This is a genomic window from Acinetobacter sp. CAU_H_S139_7 (genome assembly GCF_058599305.1).
Genome location: NZ_CM178651.1, coordinates 3,022,687 through 3,039,992, shown reverse-complemented (window position 1 = coordinate 3,039,992; position 17,306 = coordinate 3,022,687). Strand labels below are relative to the sequence as shown.

The following is a 17,306-nucleotide window of genomic DNA, read 5'->3' as shown; positions in this document are numbered from 1 at the left end:
GATTAAACTCTTTTTTCACGCTGCGCGTGAATCGAGACTAAAAATAAACCAATTCCACTAAAGCCGATACACTGGAGCGCAAGCGCAATTTTATCTTGAGCGGGTAAATAGCCGAGCAAACAAATCAGGGCAATTAGGGGCATAAAAATAACCAAACGCGAAAAGCCTTCACGATACGGATTGTCCTGAGCAATCTTCAATTGCACACCGCGTAGCAGATGCGTTGCAATGCCAATCACTAGACTCAAACCAATAAAAATCGCGCCAAGCTGTTGAACTTGTGCTGCCATAAAAATCATCACGCAAGTGGCAATACAAACGATGAGTTTAATTTGACGGCTACAGCGTTCAGAATACCAAAAGTTCAACATGGTTTATTTGGACTCAGGCTGAGTATTGCTATGCAAAAGAGATAGAGGGGAAAATAGGCAAATCCCCAGCGCCATAAAACCAATCCCTTGTGCACCTGGAATCAGCAGCTCACCATCTTTAATATTCATAAAAATCAGTGCCAAAAGTAGGGCAATTGGAATCCAAGTCAGTAGACGATATAAAAAACCTGTAGTATTTTTGGCCGCAAAGTGAATTTTGCAGTAACGACAAATCAGAAAAACAATCCCAGTACCCAAGAACATTAAAATGGAATTGAGGCTCAGGGGTTCCATCCAATACAACACACCTGTTACAACAGCAATTGCGATAAAAATAAGTAATTTTTTAAGAATAGAAATTGAGGGATTAAACCAAAATTCGAGCATGGGAATGATGCATTTAAAAACCAAACATATGTCACTTTAGCATAATTTGGTCCTAAAAAAGGGGGCAATGAAGCCCCCAATATTTTATCCGCTCATCGGATTAGCCATTATTCTTTTGTGGACCCCAATCATAGATTTTCTTTTGATAGGCATACCACATCATCCACGCGCCGACCAAAATCATTGGCAGACTGAGGAATTGACCTTTACTCATCCATGCGATGAACAGCTGTCCGTTGTCAGGTTCACGGAAGAACTCGACGATGAAGCGGGCCATACCATAACCGATCAGGAATAACGCTGAAACCGCCATGCGAGGACGTGGCTTTGAACTGAACCACCACAGTACGATGAATAACAATAACCCTTCAAAAAAAGCCTGATAGAGCTGAGAGGGATGGCGAATTAGCTGTAGCGGGTCAGTTGGGAAAATCATACCCAGTGCAAAGTTTGGATCTGCAACAGGGCGACCGTAAAGCTCTCCGCCAATGAAGTTACCAATACGACCAAACATGAGCCCTGTAGGGACACATGGCGCAATAAAGTCGAGGGTTTGGAACCAAGTCATTTTGTATTTCTTACACCAGAACAGCATGGCAAGCATTACACCCAAGAAGCCGCCGTGGAAACTCATGCCGCCTGTCCAGACTTGGAACAGCCAAATTGGGTTGGCAAGGAATTGCTCAAAGCCATAAAAGAAGACGTAACCGACACGACCACCAATAACCACACCTAGAGCGCCATAAAAGATCAAATCGGAGACCATATCAGGTGTCCAACCACGTTCTTTCGCGCGGTAGCTTGCAAGTCCCCAAGCAAACAAAAAGGCCAATAAATACATCAGTCCGTACCAATGGACTTGTAAAGGGCCAAGTGCTATTGCAACGGGGTCAATATTTGGATAGGTCAGCATGCATATTCCTAGTCATTATGTTTTGAACAGATTTTAGCTGAAAGAGATGAAAAATGTTGTACATTCAATGTGTAAAGATGATGAGTATCGTTTATGTGTATTGTGGCAATAGCATGGCAGGTCTTGGATGAGATGCCATTGTGTTTGATTTCAAATCGAGATGAGTTCTATCAGCGCCCTTCGAGCCATTTAAAGCAATGGGAAAATAGCCCGATTATTGCAGGGCAAGATTTGCAGTCTGGCGGCACATGGATGGGGATAACGCCAACAGGACGTTGGGCAGTTTTAACTAACTTTCGCGATGGAAAGGATCAAACCAGCTATCCAACGTCTCGTGGACATTTGATTCAATCCTTTTTGGAGTCTGAACAAACCCCGATTCGTTTTGCACAAGCTTTAGAGAAAAAACAATGCGACTATGCGGGCTTTAATCTTTTTATGGGGGATCGGCATCAGGCGGTCTACATGAGCAATCGAGGTGAAGCACCACAGGTTCTTCCGAAAGGCGTGTATGTGGTGTCGAATGGTTTGATGACTGAACATTGGGAAAAAACCAAACATTTACGTAAGCGCTTTACCCAAGAGTTCTTACCGATGTTGCAACAATCCCATATCTTACAAAGTGATTTAGAGACAACGGCTTGGGATATTTTGGAGGATGAACGCAAGATTATTCCAGACTTGTTGCCGCAAACTGGAATCAGTCAGGATATGGAAGAATTACTGTCTCCGACCTTTATTCAAAGCCCTATTTATGGGACACGCTGTTCTAACTTCCTGCGCATGACCCATGAACAATGGTCTTGGCTTGAAAAGCAGCAACAGGGTGAGTGTAAAGGAAAAATCACGGAACAGACGGTATTCTTTAAGCTATAAAAAAATGCCGACATGGTGTCGGCATTTTTTATTGTCGCTAGATTATGCTTTTGCTGTTTCTAATGCTTCGCCAGCGATTACACCACCATCTTTACGGGTGATGACTACGGTTGCAGAACGAGGTACTTTACCTAAGCGGCTATAACGATCGCTTTGGTTGGCGGGCCATGCGCCCCCTGGATGCTGGACATTTACGAAAATCGCTTTGTAGTCTGGTGTCATGGTCACACCGGTAATTTCACAGCCTGAAGGGCCTGTAAGGAAACGGCGAACCCGATCATTATTCAGCTTGGCACCGACAAAGGTTTCCTGACCTTCAGCTTTGGTACTGGAAGCAATTGCTTTAGTACCATCACCGACTTTACCCGGAAGTGCTGCTAACATCATGCAGTTGGTTTCATCGGTGTACTGACCATCATCGGTCTGAATCCACAGAATCCCGCGCGGATCGAACCACATGCCGTCCGGGCTGGAGAAGTCATTTAAATCATCCAGACCTGACAGGTTGATGTTAGAGGCAGCACGTGCTTCTGCACCGAACAGGAAAATATCCCAAGCAAAACTTGTCGCTCTAACTGTGTTTTTAGCTTCACTGAAACGAATGATATGACCATTCCTGTTTCCTGAGGTGCTAGCTGACGGGCCTATAAAGTCGATGTAGCTACGTGGGTTGGCTGCATCGGTTGGGTAAGCACGTCCACGGTTACTGTTGTTGGTAAGCGTCACATAGACTTCACCATTTTCGGGATTCACTGCAACCCATTCTGGACGGTCCATTTTGGTCGCACCAACATGGTCAGCCGCAAGACGGGCATTGATGACGATGTCATCTTGGCCTGCAAATGGATAGATTTCATTGGCAGCAGTTAAACCATTTTTGCCATGAGTCAGTTCTAACCATTCACCTGTACCGTCATCATTGAATTTAGCGACATATAATGTCCCTTTATCCATATATTTATCACCAGCGGTATAACCACCATTGACGTCTTTCGGATCCCAGACTGCTTCAGAAACAAATTTATAGATATATTCGCCGGTCGCATCATCACCCATATAGAACGCTAATGGCTGACCCGGAATAGGGTTACTACAGCGGCAATCTTCGTGTGCAAAACGACCCAGTGCAGTACGTTTAACTGGACGTGTAGTCGCGCTAAATGGATCAATCTCTACAATGAAGCCACACGTATTCATGACATTACGGTAGTCTGCTAGCGCGTTTTCACCTTTAACTGAAATATCCCAACGATCATACAGATCTTTGTCACCAGTTAACTCGGCAATTGGAGTATTCCATAAATATTGCGAAGAAAGGGCATCAGCACCACCACGACCATAACGTGATAAGGCAATTTCTTCTTTTGCAATGGCACGTGTGTCATTGGCTTGACGAGCGAAATAACCGTCCCAGTTTTCTTCAGCCGTTAAGTAAGTTCCCCATGGCGTATAACCATTACCACAGTTGGCAAAGGTACCACGTGTTAAAGTACCGTCTTGAGAGAATCGGGTTTTAACCAGATCAGAACCGCGCGCTGGACCACGGATTTCCATTTCAGTTGCGGCAGTAATACGACGGTTAAATTTAGAATTTAAGTTGATTTTAACGTCTTGTGTATTTGCATCTTTGCTGATCTCAATAACAGAAACACCATGCGCATTCACTTCACGGAGTACCTGATCTTCTGGACGTACGCCATTGATGACTTTTGTACCTTCTGGTGTATGGAGCTGAGATAGTTGTAGGTATTCGTGGTTTAGAACAAGTAAACCTTGTGTTGATTCTTTGGCAGCATAATTTTTATTGGTTGGATGCATACCGAAGAAGCTCATACCATCATGGTTATCGCCGGCACGGAATTGATAAGATGCACCTGATGGTAGTACAGCATCGGTTTTTTCTGGATAAGCAGGGTCATTTACAATAGGATCACCTACTGCATATAACACTTTCAGCTGGTAGCCTGCAGGAACACTGAAGAAGTTCGCTATATTTTTTCTCACAGGTTCAAAGGTTAATTTATTCGGACGTGCTTTTAGATCGCTCCATGCATGTTGATCTGGGTTAGTGGTGTCTGGCGGTGTAGTTGGATTACCGTCAGGAGTACCAGAATCAGTATCATCATCTGAACAACCACTTACTGTTGCTGCAAATGCTAATGCCATTGCCCCACTTGTAGTTTTTGCAATAAAACCACGACGATTCATATGTTGATCAAGAATCGTTTGAAAATGCGTATTATTTGAAGTGTTACAATCTTGGGTCAGATCCTGACACGGAATCATTTCATAGTTGTTCATTTAAAAGTCCCAATTTAAAAATAAGTGCTTGGTGGTGTAGAGGTTTTCAATACTTTAAGCTTGGGATATGACAGTAATCCTAAGAAAATATTTCATTAAAGTTAAATAAATTAGTATTTTATTTAAATTTAAAAAACAAAAAGACAGCCAGAGCTGCCTGAGTAAATCGATATTTTTTTGTTTTGGCTGGTTATTGTTATTCAGTCTTTAAACGACGTTTCTCAATCAGTTTTCCTGCCAGTAAACCCAGTTCAAACAGCAGCCACATCGGGACAGCCAGCATGATCATTGATAGGGCATCCGGGGGTGTTACAAACATTGCCACAAAGAAGCAACCCACAATAATAAAGCGGCGTTTCTCGACCAGCTGCTGGGTACTGACCACACCAATTAAAATCAGTAATAGGGTAATAATTGGAATTTCAAAGGTAAACCCGAACACCAAAAACAGCTTCAAACAAAAGGTCAGATAGCTATTAATATCCGTCATCGGGGCAACCGTTTCCGGCGACACACTGATGAAAAAATGCAAAATTGACGGCAGTGCAACAAAATAGGCAAAGCTGATGCCAGTATAAAACAGACAAATACTGCCAATCAACAAAGGTAAGGCCAAACTTTTTTCTTTCTCATATAGTGCAGGTTTTACGAATGCCCAAAGCTGATAAAAAATAAATGGCATCGCTATCAGCAACGCCACAAAAAAGTTCAGTTTAAATGGCGCCATAAAGGTGGCAGTAACATCCGTTGCAATCATAGATGAGCTAATTGGAAGTTGTGCTCGTAAGGGTTCAGATAGCATTTGGTAGCTATGATTGGCAAAAGGCAATAAACAAAAGAATAAGGCAATAATTAACCCGACAATTTTAAAAAGATGCTTACGCAGCACCATCAGGTGCTTGGTAATTGGCATTTCTTCTAATGCAGGTTGCTCAGACTTCACCGCTAAATGAGGAAGCTGAGTAGAATTGGGCTGACTCATACCGCGACCTTCATTTCAGTATATATTGTATTTTGAATGGGGGAGATAGATGCTGATGCAGTCCGTACTGGCGCTTTAGGGATGCGTACCATGCACTGTTTTTCTGTATTTTCAACAGGTTGATAAAACTGCTGTTGTAAGTTGTTTAAAGATGCCTGTTTTGAGTCTGTCGATGATTTTGCATCATCAAAGATTTTTTCATTTTTCATTTCAGACATCTGAGCCTGCATTTTTGCTTCAAGCTCTTGAATACGTGCCATTTCTTGCTGCATTTGTTCACGTAATTCAGATAAACGCAATTCACGGTCGATGTCGTTTTGAACATTGCTGACCATACGTTTTACTTTGCCATACCACTTTCCAACAAAACGCGCAGCTTCTGGAAGTTTCTCAGGACCCAGCACCAATAATGCAATGATGCCGAAAATCAGCAGTTCTGTCATTCCAATATTGAGCATAATCTCAAACCCTCAGCCTTAGTGTTTTACTGTCGAATTGACATCACTGCTATTGGCTTGATGTTCAATCGTACGAGGTTCTTTGAGTTGCGCCGCTTCCGCCTCATCATCTTTTATTGATTTTTTAAAATCTTTGACCGCGCCACCCACATCTTTACCTAAGTTCTTAAGTTTGGCTGTACCAAAAAGAAGAATAACCACAATTGCAAAAATGAGTACGTGCCAAATTGATAGTCCCGCCATGGGTAGATCCTCATCATTTTTCGTTTTCCCTATATCAACAGGCTTGTGTGACATTGCGGTGACGATGATGTTTCAATTTCAAGACAAAACGATCGATTTGCACAGATTTTGAGAAAAAGCAGTGTATGATGATTCGGTGAAATTTCAAGGATATTGAAGTGACGTTGCTGCTCCCTCTGTTGGCTTTTCTTAGTGGTTTATTCCTTGCATCCACCCCATTGGCAACACGGTTGAAAACAGGCTTTTCAAGTCTTTTAGCGCGTTGCTTTATTCCGATTGTTATTGTCTACAACATGGTGTTTTATCAGGCTGGTAGCATTAGTCTGATGTTATTCAGTTTTGTCGTGGCAGTGCTCTTATTTTACTTTTTCTTATACTTTTCAAAGAATAAATTAAGCGCCCTATGTTTTAGTTATGTCAATATGGCATGGTTAGGCTTTCCTTTTGCGATTGCGTTGTTTGGCACAGAAATTAGTCCAGCAATGGTGGCGCTATACATCGGTGGCTCTATTTTTGGCAATCTCTGGGCAGTTACGGCTGTGAGCCAAACACCGTTACCTTTTTCATTTATTTTAAAAAAAGTGCTCTTTGCTCCACCCGTGATTGCTTTGATTTTGGCCCTTATTTTTCGTTTCGTTGGGGTGCAACATTGGTCACAGCATGATCTGATTGATGTGATTTATAGTGCAGCCAAATTTGGTATGAGCTTCTCTGGCATGTGTGTATTGGGCATGTGGTTGAGGCACACCAAAGTTGAGAAAGCGGATCTGTGGCAAAGTAGTCAAACGGCTTTATTAAAATTGGCATGCGGCGTGGTGCTGTGTGGGTTAAGTTATCGTTATCTCGCTATTCCTAATATTGAACAATATATTGGGGTCATGTTCTTATTGTTTTGTTTACCGCCAGCAGCCAATATTGTGGCTTTGGAAACGCATTATCAGGGTACAGGCACATCGGCAAAATACATTGCTTCAGGTACGATCATCAGCTGTGTCGTGGTGAGTATTTATGGTTTATTGCTGCATGTATTTGCTGTGATCTAAGCACTCACTTTTAGCTGGAGATGCGTAGTGCTGCGCAAGGGCGATAGAGGAGAATATGAAAAATCTTTCGCCGTCGTCCTCCCCGAGGGGAGAATGGGTAACATTGCGCAGCTTGGTTTTTATTGTTCTAAACTGGCTTTAAACAGTTGCATCGCCTGACCACGATGGCTGATTTTATTTTTTTCTTCTTTGCTCATTTCTGCACTTGAAAGCCCTAACTCCGGTAACCAGAACAGCGGGTCATAACCAAAACCATTTTCACCACGTGCAGCCTCGAGTACTTCACCTTTCCAAATGCCTTGGAAAATTTGCGGCAGAGGATCATCGGCATGTTGTACTAACGCTAAAACACATACAAACATGCCTTCAATTGCTTGACCGTCTTTACGCAGTGGCTTGAGTTCAGCTAAGAGTTTTTGGTTATTGGCAGCATCATCGCCGTGTTCACCTGCATAACGCGCAGAGTAAATCCCCGGTGCACCACCTAAAACTGGGACACAAATCCCAGAGTCATCTGCAATGGCTGGTTTTCCAGAAATTCTAGATGCATGACGTGCCTTAATAATCGCATTTTCGACAAAGCTCAAACCATCTTCAATGGCATCTTCAATATTCAATTTACCTTGAGCAATCACTTCAACAGGTAAGTTGAGCTCTGCAAATAATTTTTCAAATTCCGCAATTTTGCCTTTGTTATTGCTTGCGAGGACTAACGTACCTTGAGATAACCAATCAGTTGATGCCATGTGAAAGATCCATGCTTTAAAAATTATGCGGTTATTTTAACAAGTCCGACTCATGGATAGGCAATAAAAAAGCACCCGAAGGTGCTGAGTATCGAAATAAAAGCTTATTGAGCTTGAATCCACTTGTCTGCACGGTCACGTGCTTGACGAATTTGATCTTGTGTTAAGTTTGCCGCCAAGGCTGTTTTCTTGCCTTCAGAAAGCGTAATCACTTTATTATCGAGCATGCCATCACGGGTTGAAAGCTCATACCATTGATAAGCACCCATGTAGTTTTTCTTTTGCTCTTCCATCATGGCTAAGTTAAAGCTTGCGCGGTTATCACCACGGCTGGCTGCTTTTTCAAAGTATTGACGTGCTAAAGATTCATCTTTTTTAGTGCCTAAGCCATCTGCAAGCATACGACCAACATTTAGCTGAGCGGCCGAAAGACCTTGATCTGCAGCTGCTTTGTACCAAGCAAAGGCCTGTCGTTCATCTGCAGAGATGTCTTTACCTTGTTGATACTTGGTTGCAAGATAGAACTGCGCAGCAGGCTGACCCGCTTTTGCTGCTTTAATTAAGCTATTGATATCCATAACAGAATATTGTGCAGCTTGACTCGCAACAGACGTGGTTGGGGAAACATAATCTGCATGAGCTTGAATGCTCAAAAGTCCAACCAATAGTGTCGTGCTTAAGAATAGTTTTTTCATAGAGCGCTCACTCGATAAATTGCGACTTCACCAAACAAATTCGGGAGACGTTTACTGAGTAAACTATCTTGTTGATCCCCATTTACAGCGAGTCGATTAATAATTCTGATGTTATTTTCCGCACAAAGTGCTTCAAAATCACGGAAAGTACATAAGTGGATATTGGGTGTGTTATACCACATGTACGGCAAAGCTTCAGAAACGGGCATCATTCCTTTCAGTGCCAAGAAAGAACGGGTCTTCCAATGGGCAAAGTTAGGAAAAGTAATGATCGCCTGTTTCCCTACGCGCACCATATCACGTAATAAAACATCTGGTGCATCTACCGCTTGCAAGGCTTGTGCCATAACGACATAGTCAAAAGACTGGTCTGCAAAGCGGCTTAAACCCAAGTTTAAGTCTTGTTGGATAATATTTAACCCGCGACCGACCGCAATTGCAATCTTTTCTTGATCAATTTCCAGTCCATATGCACGAATATTGTGCTTTTTGCTCATATGGGCCAGTAATTCACCGTCACCACAACCTAAATCGAGTACGCTGGAATCAGGTTTGATCCATTTTTCTGCCAGTTGATGATCAATACGCATTACACAGCCTCCTGAGATGTTGCTTGAAGGTGTTCAGAACCACCCAAAAATGCACGTAATGCTTTTACATACAAAGGAATCGGGAACAGGAATGAGTCATGGCCTTGTTCAGCGTCGATATCTAAATAGCTCACCGGTTTGTGGTTGGTGATCAGTGCATCCACAATTTCTTGTGAACGTTGTGGGGTAAAACGCCAGTCGGTGGTAAAGGACACCACAAGGAACTGACATTTGGTCTGTGACATGGCTTTAACTAAAGACTGCTCATATTCACGCGCAGGATCAAAATAATCCAAAGCTTTGGTCATAATCAGATAAGTGTTGGCATCAAAGTTACGGCTAAATTGCTCACCTTGATAACGCAAATAGCTTTCGACTTGGAACTCGACATCGAAACCATACATAAATTTGCCTGACTTTAGGTCACGACCAAATTTCTGCTTCATGGCTTCTTCAGATAAGTAGGTAATATGACCGACCATACGTGCCAAAATTAGGCCACGTTTTGGATAGCTGTCATTTTCAAGATAGCGACCATCATGGAAGTCTGGATCAGACAAAATTGACTGACGTGCGACTTCGTTAAAGGCAATATTCTGAGCAGACAGTTTCGGAGCACTGGCAATAATCACGCATTTTTGCAAACGGTCAGGATAATCAACCGACCATTGCAAGGCTTGCATACCACCTAGCGAACCGCCAATTACCGCGCTCCAGATTTGAATACCCAGATGATCGGATAAAATAGCTTGGGTTTTAACCCAGTCACGAACGGTGACTAAAGGAAAGTCAGGACCATAAGGACGGTTATCATTTTCAGGGTTTGGCGAAGTTGGCCCTGTTGAACCGCTACAACCCCCAATATTGTTCAGTGCAACCACGAAAAACTTTGAAGTATCAATCGCTTTGCCTGGGCCAATACAAGCATCCCACCAACCCGGTTTTTTATCGTCAGCATGATGGTAACCCGCAGCATGATGATGACCTGATAGTGCATGGCAAATTAAAATCGCATTGGATTTATCTGCATTGAGTTCCCCATAGGTTTCAACCATCAATTCATAACGAGGAAGAATACGACCGCATTCGAGCTCTAAGGGCTCTTCAAAAGTAAACTTTTGTGGAGTAACGATACCCACGGAGTCAGCAGGAAAAGACACAGGAATAATACGCCTTAAATCTTTGGGATTAATAAACAAAAGGATACCACTTGAGGGTATCCTTCTAAAGTCATTTTAGTGCTAATTATTATTGCTAATACTTATACCGCAGCAGCAATCACTTGATCTGTGCTTAACACACCTTGATCAATTAAGCGGTTGGTACACGCAATAATCGCTTCAATCGATGAGGTCACAATGTTGTCGTGAATACCCGCACCGAAGGCTGATTTGCCAGTGCCTTTGACTTGTAACTCAACCAAAGCCAAGGCTTTTGCATTTGCTCCAGAGCTAATACCACGCTCTTCGTAGCTCAAGACGTCAATTGGTAACTGTAAAGCATCCAACATTGCAGAGATTGGACCATTGCCTTCGCCACGTAATTGCTGCGTTTCACCATTCACTTCAATTTCAAGCTCAACCACTTGTTTGCCGTTGTTGTCATACAAACGGTAGTTCTTAGTCGAGTAATGCGTATCTTTGGTGTCCACATAAGTTTCTTTGAATAATTTCCAAATTTCTTGTGCGGTAATTTCAGTGCCTTCTTCATCGGTACGTTTTTGTACGGTTTGAGAGAATTCAATTTGGATACGACGTGGCAAGACCACGTTGTAATTTGCTTCTAACAAGTAAGCAATACCACCTTTACCTGACTGTGAGTTGACGCGGATTACAGCATCATAGTCGCGACCCAAGTCTTTCGGGTCGATTGGTAAGTATGGCATATCCCAAATTTCTTCGTTCTTTTGGAACTCGAAACCTTTTTTAATGGCATCTTGATGCGAACCAGAGAATGCTGTGAAGACCAAGTCACCTGCATAAGGGTGGCGAGGGTGAACAGGCAAACCTGTACATTCTTCTACCGTTGCAATGATTTCATTGATATTTGAGAAATCTAAGTTTGGCGCAACACCTTGAGAGTACATATTCAAAGCAATCGCAGCGACATCGACGTTACCTGTACGTTCGCCATTACCAAACACACAGCCTTCGACACGGTCTGCACCGGCCATAATCGCCAATTCTGAGGCAGCAATCCCGCAGCCACGGTCGTTGTGACAGTGCACAGAAATAATCACGCCATCACGACGAGCAATGTTGCGGTGCATCCATTCGACTTGGTCTGCATAAACATTCGGTGTCGAAACTTCAACCGTAGCAGGTAGGTTTAAAATCACTTTATTGCTTGGTGACGCTTCCCAAATTTCGGTAACTGCATCACATACATCTTTTGCAACTTCTAATTCGGTTGCAGAGAAACACTCTGGGCTGTACTGGAACACCCACTCGGTTTCAGGATATTGCGCTGCATATTCTTTGACTTTGCTGGCTGCATTGACTGCTAATTGTTTCGCACCTGCAACATCGACATTTAAGACTTTTTGGCGGAAAGTTGGGGCATTTGAATTATAGATATGTACGATGGCACGTTTTGCGCCCGCTAAAGACTCAAAAGTACGTTGGATCAAATGATCACGTGCTTGAACCAAAACTTCGATATAGACATCGTCTGGAATGTGATTTTCTTCGATCAATTTACGAGTAAAGTCAAAGTCAATTTGAGATGCAGAAGGGAAACCGATCTCGATGTGTTTGAAACCAATTTTGACCAACATTTGGAACATTTTAAATTTTTGTTCCATATCCATCGGTTCAAAAATGGCTTGGTTACCATCACGTAGGTCAGTACTCATCCAAATAGGCGCTTTTGTAATTTCGTTGTTTGGCCATTGACGGTCTGGCAAGTCAACACGTTGATACATGCGACGATATTTCTTACTTGGATCAGCCAACATCATGAGGTAACTCCTTACATAGTACGGGTTGCATTTGAGTGGGTAATAAAAAGCAACCTACTATTTATATAGATTGTGTCTATGGTCTCTATTTACAAGGGAGTCTTCAGGGTGTTTGTAAACGTAAATATTTGATACGACTTAGATTTACCGTGAGTAACCTTGTAACGTTATATTTAAGAGTTTAATCCAGTTCGGTCGAAAAGATTTTTCTTTTTTTATGGCTTTTAGTCGTGTCTGAAAAAATATTTCCCTTTAATTTGGTATTTAGGGGAAATATTTCCGTGTATTTTTGAGATGTGTTTGATCTTTTTCTTCATTTTACGAATTTGATTCATTTCATTCGCTTTGTTGAAGAGGTTATGAGAACTCTATGACCATATCGGGCTGTATATCTGCAAGTGTTGCAGTGCCCATCAACGCCATGGTGATCTCAAACTCTTCTTTTAAGATTTTAAGCACATGGGCAACGCCCAATGCACCCGCAGTGGCAAGACCATAAATACATGGTCGCCCAACTAAAACCGCGGAAGCTCCCAAGGCAATAGCCTTAAACACATCTGAGCCGCGACGCACACCCCCATCATATAAAAGAGGGAAGTCATGCGGAACGGCTTTTTTGATGAGTTGCAAGGCTTTGAGTGGAGGAATACAGGTATCTAAAACACGACCGCCGTGGTTAGACACAATTAAGCCTTGTACGCCATGTTGAATGGCCAGTTGTGCATCGAGTGGACTGACGATGCCTTTTAACAGGATGGGTAAATCAGTCTGTTGAACCATCCATGCGATGTCGTCCCACGTCGGAGCAATTTTCATTAGCCCATTAAACACGGGATGATCACCTTCTTGCAGTTCAGGCAGTGGAATATGGGCAGGAGTGTGCGGATGCTGCATGTTTTCAGGGAGGTGAAAGAAAGCACGACGTTCACGGTCACGGATGCCTGTATGTGGAGAGTCCACAGTAATGACAATAGCGGTGAAGTTTTGTGCCTCAGCGAGCTTCAGCAAAGCCAAAGATTTATCACGGTCACCTTGCCAGTACAGTTGGAACCATTTGTAAGGATTCTCAGGTTTGAATGTTCGCATGTCCGTGTTGGTAAAAGTACTCAAAATCATATTGCTACCGAGTACTTCAGCTGCCAGTGCAGTTGCTGCTTCTGCTTCAGGATGAAACTGCTGTTGATGTCCAATCGGTGCGACAAAAATAGGATGTGGAAAGCTTTGCCCTAAGATTTCACAGCTCGTATTGCCTTGAGTGAGATCTCTTAACATGCGTGGTATCAAGTGCAGGTTTTGGAACTGAGCGAGGTTATTCCGAACACTGATCTCATCCATAGCACCACCTTGCAAATAGTGCCAGACCATCTCAGGCAGATGCTTTTCTGCTTCAATTTCATAGTCAGCAATCGTTTGCAATGAGACAGGAATTTGGGTGAGTGGTGGCAAAAAAGTTTTTGATGTCATGGAACGATCCAGTTGCTACAGTAGTTAACGTTGAGCTAGGATGATTGTTTTACAGTTCAGCCCATTTGCGCATCAGGTTATGATACAGACTGGTGAGCTTTACCACTTCTTGATGTTGATCACCGAGTTGTACACGTAGGTTCTGAATGGTTTGATCAAGATTAAATAAGATATGACGGTCAGCATCATCTCGAATCATACTTTGAACCCAAAAGAACGAAGCGACACGGCAGCCTGAGGTCACTGGTGTTACCTCATGCACGCTAGTAGATGGATATAAAATCATATCACCCGCAGGTAATTTCACTTCATGATAGCCATAGGTGTCTTCTACTACCAAATCGCCACCTTCATATTCGTCAGGTTCGCTTAGAAAAACAGTGCAGGATACATCGGTACGAATCCGATCTTTGCTTCCGGCTACCCAGCGAATGGCATTGTCTACATGGAAGCCAAAAGTTTCGCCCTGTTCATAGCGGTTAAAATACGGTGGCAAAATATCTAAAGGTAGGGCCGCGGACATAAAGAGCGGATGTTGTCCAAGCGCTTCTAAGATGATATTGCCTAAGTGTTGAGTGAGAGGGTGATCTTCGGGGAGCTGTTGATTTTGTTTTACATTTTTTGAGAGTGATCCTGTGGTTTTTTTACCATCAATCCACTCGACTTTTGCCATTTCACGGCGAAAGTATTGTACCTGTTCTTTGCTTAATACATTGGGAATATGATGGATCACAACACGACCTGCTGAAAATGAAAGATCTATTTAGTCTTTAAGCATATATAAAAATAGCCTCAATGAGAGGCTATTTTTATCAAATCTCAGGATGAAGAGAGATTTTAGTTATAAACTTAGTATTTGAAGTTTAGAGACAGTACTGCGCTACGACCTTCAGCTTCAGTTGCATAGTGAGATGCGTAAGCTTTAGTGAAATAACGTGTATCAGCCAAGTTGTTGACATTTAACTGTAGATCCACATTCTTGTTCACGTTATAACGCGCCATTGCATCGTAACGTACATAACCTGGAACAAATTTAGTATTTGCAGCATCACCATAGACTTTGTCCATTGCAATTGCACCAGCGCCTAAAGTTAATTCTGGCAATACTTTGTAAGTCGTCCAGAGAGTTGCACTATTTTCTGGAACATTTGGTAATTGTTTACCCTTCGCTGGGTTAGGATATGTACATACGCCTGCACGTGTACATGACGGACCTGGATTGGTCATTTCTGTATCTAAGTAAGAATATCCAGCAGTAATATCCCATTTATCCGTAATTTTACCTGTCGCGGTAAGCTCAATACCATCAACCTTGCTTTCCCCACCGTTGGTATACGTGCCAGCATCAAGTTGGATACGTGTATTTTGTTTTTCGGTACGGAAAATAGCAGCAGTAAGGTTTAAGCGGTCATTGAAAAGATCCCATTTCGTACCTAGTTCAATAGTACGTGCTTCTTCAGGTTTTAAATCCATGTAGGCTTGGCCAATTGCTTCTGAGCCATCACCACCATCGACACCTACAGGGTTTGCAGAGGTTGCATAACTTGCATAAATTGAACCATTTTCAACAGGCTTGAAGGTTAAACCAGCTTGATAGGTGAAAAAGTCTTTATTATTTTCAAGCTTAGCACCTGTAGCATTAGTCACTTGTTCTGTATCGAACTTATCCCAACGAAGTCCTAAATCCAATAACCATTGTGGATTGAACTCGATATTATCCAGTAAATAAACTGAAGTAACTTTGGTCGTGGTAGTTGTCGTATTACGATTCGCTACAGCTGTACCTAACCATTCTTCTTTAGAACTAGGATTAGTTAAAGAAGTACACCATGCATCATTAATTTTACAATCACTATTGAAGCCACCAGTTGTTGTACCAGCATAACCTGGGTAAGTTGTTGTATAGCTACCTTTGTTAGACTCTTGGTCGCTATATTCTGCACCCACATTAAATTTATGTTTAATTGTACCCGTATTAAACTTACCAGTTAACGCAAGTTGATCTGTAAAGATGTCGGTATCTGTAATACGTGAGTTGATACGGCGCCATACTTTGTCATTTAATACATTACCTTTAGAGTCGTCTGGTTGAGTCCAAAGGTAATCATTTGTCGACTTGTTATAAACAGCAGTATTCGTGATGGTTAAATTATCATTAATATCGTGTTCTAATTTGATTGTACCAATTTGATTTTCTTGTTTTTGGAAATCACGATCATGTAAGCCGTAGTATATGCCTTGTTTTACATCTACAGGTTTGCCTACAGTTGCTTTCTTTGTAGCATCATAATTGTAAGGCACACCTGAGTCAGGTGTATCATCAGATTTTAAATAGTAATAGCTTAATGTTGCACGTGTATCACTGTCTAAGCCAAAAGTAATACTTGGCGCAATACCTGCACGTTTGTATTCAGCACCGTCATGTTGCCCAGCTTTTTCATTCTGGTGTCCCATTACAGCAACACGAGCTGCAATACCATTACCAAAGTCTTTATTGCTATCTAAAGTAATACGTTGGTAGTTATCTGTACCTGCAGCAACAGAACCTTCTAAAGCATCGCCTTTTTTAGCAACTTTAGAAATCATGTTAACACTGCCACCAACAGAGCCAGCTCCACCAAGAGAAGAAGCAGAACCTTTGATTACTTCAACTTGCTCTACTGCAAACATTTCACGGTTTTGAGACGTCGAGTTGCGTACACCATCTACAAACATGGAGCTTTCAGAGTTATAACCACGGATAAATGGACGGTCGCCATTTGGGTTGCCGCCTTCACCTGCACCAAGTGTGATACCAGGTACTGTGCGTAAAGCATCGCTTAAAGTTGTAACTTGAGTGTCTTCAATCAACTGCTTAGAAATAACCGACACAGACTTTGGTGTGTCGAGTAGGGGAGCAACGAACTTGCTGTTTGCAGATTTGTCTACTTTCAAACTTTGTTCTGCTGCCGCTTCCGTGTGAATTGTTTCTAATTGCGCGATTTGATCTTGCGCAACAGCATTGACTGCAACCACAGAGAGTGTTGAAGCGATTGCTGAAGAAACCAGCTTTTTACGTGTTTTGATGAAGGCCATAACGAATCTAGTTCTAGCGTTGTAAATTAGTATGCGAATAATAATGATTCTTATTTTTTGTAGCATAACTATTACATTGGAATTGTCGATGCTTAGATATATTTGTGTAGAAAAAATAAATGTAATAATGTAATGAATTTAATATAAGTTTTTGATTTTTATTTAAATTGGAAAATTAGATTATGTTTTTATAATATTATTGG

16 protein-coding genes and 1 pseudogene are annotated in these 17,306 nt (G+C 42.1%); 2 read left to right on the top strand and 15 right to left on the bottom strand.

The annotated features are described in order from the left end of the window. Positions 1 to 2: 2 nt before the first annotated feature. From AC4MC0_RS14770 to lgt, 3 genes are all read right to left on the bottom strand, one after another. Entirely contained in the window at positions 3 to 371 is a 369-nt protein-coding gene (locus AC4MC0_RS14770; protein WP_151835538.1) for a hypothetical protein, read from the bottom strand. 3 nt (positions 372 to 374) lie between these two features. Next, on the bottom strand, positions 375 to 758 hold the full coding sequence (locus AC4MC0_RS14765) for an AzlD domain-containing protein (RefSeq protein ID WP_335997689.1): 384 nt from the start codon (positions 756 to 758) through the stop codon (positions 375 to 377). 100 nt (positions 759 to 858) lie between these two features. Next, positions 859 to 1,671 (bottom strand): prolipoprotein diacylglyceryl transferase, encoded by an 813-nt coding sequence (gene lgt / locus AC4MC0_RS14760; RefSeq protein WP_004979021.1) that lies wholly within the window; start codon positions 1,669 to 1,671, stop codon positions 859 to 861. A 93-nt stretch (positions 1,672 to 1,764) separates the two neighbouring features. Between lgt and AC4MC0_RS14755 the strand changes: the two genes are divergently transcribed. Next, positions 1,765 to 2,547 carry an NRDE family protein gene (locus AC4MC0_RS14755; RefSeq protein ID WP_335997692.1) on the top strand — a complete coding sequence of 261 codons (783 nt, stop codon included), beginning with the start codon at positions 1,765 to 1,767 and terminating at the stop codon, positions 2,545 to 2,547. A 42-nt stretch (positions 2,548 to 2,589) separates the two neighbouring features. Here AC4MC0_RS14755 and AC4MC0_RS14750 read toward each other — a convergent pair whose 3' ends face one another. The 4 genes and pseudogenes from AC4MC0_RS14750 to tatA all read right to left on the bottom strand — a co-directional run bounded on the left by AC4MC0_RS14750 (position 2,590) and on the right by tatA (position 6,531). Next, a complete protein-coding gene (locus tag AC4MC0_RS14750) occupies positions 2,590 to 4,848 on the bottom strand; it encodes a PhoX family protein (RefSeq protein WP_335997694.1) in 2,259 nt (752 codons plus the stop codon). A gap of 196 nt (positions 4,849 to 5,044) precedes the next feature. Next, a complete protein-coding gene (tatC, locus tag AC4MC0_RS14745) occupies positions 5,045 to 5,830 on the bottom strand; it encodes a twin-arginine translocase subunit TatC (protein WP_335997696.1) in 786 nt (261 codons plus the stop codon). Positions 5,831 to 6,038: 208 nt separating this feature from the next. After that, positions 6,039 to 6,288: pseudogene (gene tatB, locus AC4MC0_RS14740) on the bottom strand (Sec-independent protein translocase protein TatB); the annotation flags it as partial. Positions 6,289 to 6,306: 18 nt separating this feature from the next. Beyond that, complete coding sequence (gene tatA / locus AC4MC0_RS14735) at positions 6,307 to 6,531, bottom strand: Sec-independent protein translocase subunit TatA (RefSeq protein ID WP_005400828.1); 225 nt, start codon at positions 6,529 to 6,531, stop codon at positions 6,307 to 6,309. Positions 6,532 to 6,689: 158 nt separating this feature from the next. Between tatA and AC4MC0_RS14730 the strand changes: the two genes are divergently transcribed. After that, a complete protein-coding gene (locus tag AC4MC0_RS14730) occupies positions 6,690 to 7,574 on the top strand; it encodes an AEC family transporter (RefSeq protein ID WP_335997697.1) in 885 nt (294 codons plus the stop codon). Between the two features lie 119 nt (positions 7,575 to 7,693). On the opposite strand, the gene rdgB is transcribed toward AC4MC0_RS14730, so the two are convergent. The 8 genes from rdgB to AC4MC0_RS14690 form a co-directional block, all read right to left on the bottom strand. After that, entirely contained in the window at positions 7,694 to 8,320 is a 627-nt protein-coding gene (rdgB, locus tag AC4MC0_RS14725; protein WP_126038238.1) for an RdgB/HAM1 family non-canonical purine NTP pyrophosphatase, read from the bottom strand. 104 nt (positions 8,321 to 8,424) lie between these two features. Further along, entirely contained in the window at positions 8,425 to 9,015 is a 591-nt protein-coding gene (locus tag AC4MC0_RS14720) for a tetratricopeptide repeat protein (RefSeq protein ID WP_004692440.1), read from the bottom strand. Further along, complete coding sequence (gene metW / locus AC4MC0_RS14715) at positions 9,012 to 9,605, bottom strand: methionine biosynthesis protein MetW (RefSeq protein WP_004979039.1); 594 nt, start codon at positions 9,603 to 9,605, stop codon at positions 9,012 to 9,014. The genes AC4MC0_RS14720 and metW overlap by 4 nt, the downstream gene beginning before the upstream one ends. Further along, on the bottom strand, positions 9,605 to 10,765 hold the full coding sequence (metX, locus tag AC4MC0_RS14710; RefSeq protein WP_125273957.1) for a homoserine O-succinyltransferase MetX: 1,161 nt from the start codon (positions 10,763 to 10,765) through the stop codon (positions 9,605 to 9,607). The genes metW and metX overlap by 1 nt, the downstream gene beginning before the upstream one ends. Before the next feature lie 101 nt (positions 10,766 to 10,866). Further along, positions 10,867 to 12,564: a 2-isopropylmalate synthase gene (gene leuA, locus AC4MC0_RS14705; protein ID WP_335997701.1), complete on the bottom strand. Its 1,698-nt coding sequence runs from the start codon at positions 12,562 to 12,564 to the stop codon at positions 10,867 to 10,869. 357 nt (positions 12,565 to 12,921) lie between these two features. Then, the gene (locus tag AC4MC0_RS14700) at positions 12,922 to 14,028 is read right to left on the bottom strand and encodes an alpha-hydroxy acid oxidase (protein ID WP_205667207.1); all 1,107 of its coding nucleotides are present in this window, start codon (positions 14,026 to 14,028) and stop codon (positions 12,922 to 12,924) included. 49 nt (positions 14,029 to 14,077) lie between these two features. Beyond that, entirely contained in the window at positions 14,078 to 14,761 is a 684-nt protein-coding gene (locus AC4MC0_RS14695; RefSeq protein WP_205667206.1) for a Fe2+-dependent dioxygenase, read from the bottom strand. Positions 14,762 to 14,877: 116 nt separating this feature from the next. After that, a complete protein-coding gene (locus AC4MC0_RS14690) occupies positions 14,878 to 17,103 on the bottom strand; it encodes a TonB-dependent receptor (RefSeq protein ID WP_335997705.1) in 2,226 nt (741 codons plus the stop codon). Positions 17,104 to 17,306 lie beyond the last annotated feature (203 nt).

What these genes read in the sequence shown, in the direction of transcription:
- AC4MC0_RS14770 (WP_151835538.1), bottom strand. Translation starts at nt 371, where the DNA reads ATGTTGAACTTTTGGTATTCTGAACGCTGTAGCCGTCAAATTAAACTC.
- AC4MC0_RS14765 (WP_335997689.1), bottom strand. Translation starts at nt 758, where the DNA reads ATGCTCGAATTTTGGTTTAATCCCTCAATTTCTATTCTTAAAAAATTA.
- lgt (WP_004979021.1), bottom strand. Translation starts at nt 1,671, where the DNA reads ATGCTGACCTATCCAAATATTGACCCCGTTGCAATAGCACTTGGCCCT.
- AC4MC0_RS14755 (WP_335997692.1), top strand. Translation starts at nt 1,765, where the DNA reads ATGTGTATTGTGGCAATAGCATGGCAGGTCTTGGATGAGATGCCATTG.
- AC4MC0_RS14750 (WP_335997694.1), bottom strand. Translation starts at nt 4,848, where the DNA reads ATGAACAACTATGAAATGATTCCGTGTCAGGATCTGACCCAAGATTGT.
- tatC (WP_335997696.1), bottom strand. Translation starts at nt 5,830, where the DNA reads ATGAGTCAGCCCAATTCTACTCAGCTTCCTCATTTAGCGGTGAAGTCT.
- tatA (WP_005400828.1), bottom strand. Translation starts at nt 6,531, where the DNA reads ATGGCGGGACTATCAATTTGGCACGTACTCATTTTTGCAATTGTGGTT.
- rdgB (WP_126038238.1), bottom strand. Translation starts at nt 8,320, where the DNA reads ATGGCATCAACTGATTGGTTATCTCAAGGTACGTTAGTCCTCGCAAGC.
- AC4MC0_RS14720 (WP_004692440.1), bottom strand. Translation starts at nt 9,015, where the DNA reads ATGAAAAAACTATTCTTAAGCACGACACTATTGGTTGGACTTTTGAGC.
- metW (WP_004979039.1), bottom strand. Translation starts at nt 9,605, where the DNA reads ATGCGTATTGATCATCAACTGGCAGAAAAATGGATCAAACCTGATTCC.
- leuA (WP_335997701.1), bottom strand. Translation starts at nt 12,564, where the DNA reads ATGATGTTGGCTGATCCAAGTAAGAAATATCGTCGCATGTATCAACGT.
- AC4MC0_RS14700 (WP_205667207.1), bottom strand. Translation starts at nt 14,028, where the DNA reads ATGACATCAAAAACTTTTTTGCCACCACTCACCCAAATTCCTGTCTCA.
- AC4MC0_RS14690 (WP_335997705.1), bottom strand. Translation starts at nt 17,103, where the DNA reads ATGGCCTTCATCAAAACACGTAAAAAGCTGGTTTCTTCAGCAATCGCT.